Raw genomic sequence first — 4847 nt, 5'->3', positions numbered from 1 at the left:
CAGCACGAACAGCGCGTCCGGCACGTCGTGCACCCGGCACGAGTCCAGGACCGCGGTCGCGCCGTCGCTGACCCACACCGCCGGGTAGTCGCCGGTGCTGTCGAAGATCTCGCACTGGTTGGCGTCCACACGGGTGCCCGGGTCCCATACCGACAGGCCGTTGCGCCCGAACTGACGCACCGTCGTCCGGGTCAGCGTCAGCACCGAACGCGACCGCAGGTCCACCGCGTTCTCCGGGATGTCGTGGATGCGGCAGTCGGCCAGCGTCAGGACGGCGTCCGTGTCGAGGGTGACGCCGTCCGCGGTGGTGCGGTGCACATCGCAGTCGGTGAGGTGGGCGGTGGCCCGCCCGGTGACCTGGACGCCGCTGCCCCGCACCTCGTAGATCTCGCAACCGACCGCTTCCAGCGCGGAGTTGTCGCCGGTCGCGGTCAGGCCCGAGCCCGAGGCGTGGTGCACGCGGCAGCGCTCCAGGCGGGGGTGCGCGCCGCCGCGCACCGCCACCCCGGCCTGGCCCGCCGCGACGACCTCGCACTCCTCGAACACCCCGCCACCGCCGTCCAGTACGGCGATGCCGATGCCGGCCGGGTTGTCGACTGTGCAGCGCCGCACGGTCGGCCGGGCGCCGCCGCGCACCTCGATGCCCGCCGCGGAACGGGTGACGATCCGCATGTCCCTGAGCTCGGGCGCGCCCTCCTCCACCAGCAGCGCGGGCGCGGCCGCGTCCTGGCCCTCCACGTGCAGGTCCTGCACCACCGCCGAGGCCCGCACGGTCAGCGGCACCCCGTCCGCGGGCGCGATGCGCACCGAACCGGGGGAGCCCTCGGGGCCGCGCAGGGTCACCGCCCGCTGGACGACGAGGTTCTCGCGGTAGGTGCCCGGGGCGACGGTGAGGACGTCGCCGTCCGCCGCGGCCTCCAGGGCGGCGGCGAGCGATGCGTACTCACCCGTGCGGCGCCGCCACCGCGATGTGCCGGTGTGCGTCACCTGGACCGTGCCCTGTGCCATGCGTTGCTGTGCCCCCACCTCGTCGTGCTGACGGCTCGTTCGCCTCCGGGGCGCTCCCCGGTGGTTCTCGCGCGCGTGGACTTGATGCCGAGTGCGTCGGCCGGTCCACCGTAGCGTGCGCGCGGGCGGTCGGTTGACCGGAGCCGGAAGGCCGTCAGCTGCCGGTGCCGGTGCGGCCCCAGTCGGGGCCGGCGCGGTCCCAGGCCTGGTCCCAGCGGGCGTATCTGCGGCGCACCAGGCGCCAGACGATCAGCCTGCGTATGCTCTCGAAGAGGCCCGCGGCCAGCATCGCCGCGCCGAGTCCGGCGAGGACCGCGTGCGTGGTGGCGGTGGCGGAGTCCAGGGGACGGGTCACCATCGTGCCGTGCTCGTCCGTCCACAGGGTGAAGTGATCGCCGGTTCGCGGGTGTTCGAGGGTCGTGGTGACCTCGCCGTGCCGCCGGGTGCCGTCGGGGGCGGTCCAGTCGGCGACGACCTGGCTGCCGGAGTCCCGCCCGGAAGCGGACTCCGGGTCCGGCTCCAGCGCCGCCCTGGCGGCCTTCCCGGTGATGGTGGCCGTGACGAGGTGGCGGGCCTCGCGCTGGTCGCGCACGGACTGCTGCAGGGCGTCCTGTGCGGCGGAGCCGACGAGCGAGCCGATCACGGGGGCGGCGAAAAGGATCAGCAGCAGCGCCACCAGCGCCACCCAGGACTCGACCAGATCCGTCGTGCGCCGCAGCGGATTGTGCCGCCAGCGCCACAGACCGCCCACTGCCCGCAAGGTCCCCACCCCCTTCCCGCTCCGTGATAACCCCCCGGCGGAGCCCTTCGACCGCGTACCGGTCGAAGAGAGAGCGAAATCACCCCCCGGCCGGTGTCTCGCGGACTGGTCCGCCGACATCACAACGGCCCGGCCCCGGCCGGAGGTTCCCGGACGCGCCGGGCGGATCACTCCAGGACCGTCACCGGGTCGCCGAGCCGGATGGTGCCGGTGGACTCCGGCACGAGGTTCTGGCCGAAGAGGAGTTCGCCGCCGAAGCGCCGGTGGCGGCCGAGCGTGCGCAGCGGCTCCTTGCCGCGCTCGGCGGTGGCCTGGTCCGTGGTGGTCACCACGCACCGGCCGCACGTCTTGGCGACCCGGAAGGTGACCTCGCCGATCGCGAGGCGCTGCCAGTCGTCCTCGGCCCAGGCGGCGGTGCCCGCGACGACCACGCTCGGCCGGAAGCGGTTCATGGGCAGCGGGCCCTCCTCGGCGTGATCGCCTTCGGCGATCAGGGAGTTGAGGGAGTCCAGCGAGGCGACGACGGTGAGCAGCAGCGGGAAGCCGTCGGCGAAGCTCACCGTCTCGCCGGGCAGCGCGTAGTCGGGATCGACGGGGCGGCGCGTGGCGGGGTCGTCCATGTGCAGCAGGCGTACGTCGGCGCCCGCGTACTCACTGCACCAGGCGTGCGCGGCCGGCTCGGCCGGGACGGCCTCCACCTTGTCGCCGAAGACGTCCACGGTCACCGTGACCCCCGGCCGTGGGACGGCAACCGTCAACGGGTCGCGCCCGGGCGCGGACAGACGGAGGCCGCCGCCGGGCACGGGCTCGGCGGCGGCCAACGCGAGGTGTGGCTGCTGGCGTTGGGTGACGACCTTTCCCCCGTCGTCGATCAGTACCCAGCGCCGGTCCCCGGCCAGCCCCCAGGGCTCCACGACGGCCTCCCGGGGCGCGAGGCCCCGGAACGCCTTGACCGGATAGAGGTGGATCGACCGCAGCTCCGTATTCCCCATGACCTCATCCTGCCAGGTGGCGCGGACGGCCGGGGAGTGGATCAGTAACCGCGGTACTGCTGGTTGTTGTACGGGTCCTGGTAGGGCGCCGCGGCGGGGCGGGGAGCGGCGGGACGCATCGCCTCGTAGCCCGTGCCGCCCATCATCGGGCGCGGCGGCTGCGGCTGCTGCGGGCCGGGATACCCGCGCGGGGCCGAGGCCTGCTGCGGGATGTAGGCCGCGGGGGCGTGCTGCAGCGGGGCGGGCTGCGGCATCTGCGGATAGCCGTAGGACGGCTGGGACGGGGCTGCCGGCAGGGCGGGCAGGGCCGAGGGGAGCGCGGGCAGGTGGCTGCTGCTCGCGTCGTACGGCGCGGGGACCCGGATCGGGGCGATCTGCGGGGTGCCCCGCTCGGCCACGAGCGAGTCGTAGATCGGAGTGTCCGGGAAAGGCGACGCGGAATAGTAACCGCCGCCATAAGTGGAGCGGGGGGAGGTCATGGCACATAAGTTAAGCCCACGATGTGCTGGTTGGGGAGACCGATAAGAGGGTTGTTTTCCGTGTCCGTGGTGACGCGGGATCCCCAATGTGAGCGAACTTGGCAAAAAAGGGCGCCGATCGGTGCTCGGATCGTGTAAATGGCGAGCTCCCGGCGGGTTACCGGCGGTCGGCCGGGGCCTGTTGTGCCGCTTCTCCTGGGAGTCAGGGGCTCCACGGGAATAGGTTGGGACGGGCAGCGAGCCGAGCGACCGCCGGGACACGGCCTGGCCGACACGTGATGGGGGCGAACATGTCAATGCCGAAGGGCTCGAACACACCGGTGCCGACCGCGGCTCTCCGCGTCGAGATCAGCTGGCGCTCCGGGCCGGGCGTGCCCGACGCGGACGCCTCGGCGCTCCTGCTGGCCAACGGAAAGGTCCGCTCCGACGGCGACTTCGTCTTCTACAACCAGCCCGCGCATCCCTCCGGCGCGGTCCGGCACGAGGGCAAGCGCGACGCCGGCGGCCAGGTGAGCGACACCCTCCTCGTCGACCTCGCGCGCGTGGAGCCCGGGATCGACCGGATCGTCCTGGCCGCCTCGGCCGACGGCGGGACCTTCGGGCGGGTGCCCGGCCTCTGCGTCGAGGTGCGCGACGCCGCCGGCGGCCAGGTGGCCGCCCGCTTCGACAGCACGGGCGCCACCGTCGAGACGGCGTTCCTGCTCGGCGAGTTCTACCGCAGGCAGGGCGCCTGGAAGTTCCGCGCCGTGGGCCAGGGCTACGACAGCGGCCTGGAGGGCCTCGCGACGGACTTCGGCATCACCGTCGACGAGCCCCAGCACACGGCGCCGCCCACGGCCCCCGCATCGGGACCGTCCACCGCGATCGGACCGGCTTTCCCGGCCGGTCCCGGGCCCGCTCCCGCGCCGGCCACGCTCCCGCCGCCCGCCGGAGCCCCCGTCCCCCTTCCCCCGCCCGTCGCGCCGCCGGTGGCGCCTCCCGTCACCGTCCGTCCGCCCGCCGGCTCACCGCCGCCGCCCGTGCCCGCCGTCCGCCTGACCAAGGTGACGCTGACCAAGTCGGCCCCTTCGGTGTCCCTGACCAAGCAGGGCGGCACCTCCGGCGCCCTGCGCGTGAACCTGAACTGGCAGGTGCGCAAGCAGTTCACCGGCTGGGGCAGCAAGCGCGGTCGGGCCGTCGCCACCCACGCCGACCTCGACCTCGACCTGTGCGCCCTCTACGAGCTCTCGGACGGCCGCAAGGGTGTCGTCCAGGCCCTCGGCAACGCCTTCGGCGCCCTGCACCACCCGCCGTACATCCACCTCGACGGCGACGACCGCACCGGCGCCGTGGCCGAGGGCGAGAACCTCACCGTCAACCTCGACCACAAGGACGCCTTCCGGCGCATCCTGGTCTTCGTGACGATCTACGAAGGCGCCCGCTCCTTCGCCGACCTGCACGCCACGGTCACCCTCCAGCCGCAGCACGGCGCCCCGATCGACTTCTCCCTCGACGAGTGCACCGTCCCCTCGACGGTCTGCGCGCTCGCCCTGATCACCAACACCGGCGGCGACCTCCTCGTCCAGCGCGAGGCCCGCTACCTGATCCCGGACCGCGGGGTGAGCCCGC

The 4847-nt window shown here is 73.7% G+C and carries 5 protein-coding genes; 1 reads left to right on the top strand and 4 read right to left on the bottom strand.

Annotation, left to right across the window (positions count from 1 at the left end; translation table 11 throughout):
* The 4 genes from IE249_RS36560 to IE249_RS07160 form a co-directional block, all read right to left on the bottom strand.
* A partial coding sequence (locus IE249_RS36560; RefSeq protein ID WP_229857744.1) for a right-handed parallel beta-helix repeat-containing protein occupies positions 1-1008 on the bottom strand: 1008 nt, incomplete at its 3' end.
* Positions 1009-1162: 154 nt separating this feature from the next.
* A complete protein-coding gene (locus IE249_RS07170) occupies positions 1163-1768 on the bottom strand; it encodes an Rv1733c family protein (protein WP_189703917.1) in 606 nt (201 codons plus the stop codon).
* A 167-nt stretch (positions 1769-1935) separates the two neighbouring features.
* On the bottom strand, positions 1936-2760 hold the full coding sequence (locus tag IE249_RS07165) for an MOSC domain-containing protein (protein WP_189703916.1): 825 nt from the start codon (positions 2758-2760) through the stop codon (positions 1936-1938).
* Positions 2761-2801: 41 nt separating this feature from the next.
* Positions 2802-3239: a DUF6643 family protein gene (locus tag IE249_RS07160; RefSeq protein ID WP_189703915.1), complete on the bottom strand. Its 438-nt coding sequence runs from the start codon at positions 3237-3239 to the stop codon at positions 2802-2804.
* Positions 3240-3535: 296 nt separating this feature from the next.
* Between IE249_RS07160 and IE249_RS07155 the strand changes: the two genes are divergently transcribed.
* A partial coding sequence (locus tag IE249_RS07155) for a TerD family protein (protein ID WP_506366423.1) occupies positions 3536-4847 on the top strand: 1312 nt, incomplete at its 3' end.

This window comes from Streptomyces anandii JCM 4720, assembly GCF_014650655.1.
Taxonomy (GTDB): domain Bacteria; phylum Actinomycetota; class Actinomycetes; order Streptomycetales; family Streptomycetaceae; genus Streptomyces; species Streptomyces anandii.
The sequence above is the reverse complement of the archived record's forward strand: the minus strand, read 5'-3'. Positions and strand labels throughout refer to the sequence as shown.

Excerpts from the sequence above, each read along its gene's own strand:
- IE249_RS07165 (WP_189703916.1), bottom strand. The coding sequence starts at position 2,760 with ATGGGGAATACGGAGCTGCGGTCGATCCACCTCTATCCGGTCAAGGCG.
- IE249_RS07160 (WP_189703915.1), bottom strand. The coding sequence starts at position 3,239 with ATGACCTCCCCCCGCTCCACTTATGGCGGCGGTTACTATTCCGCGTCG.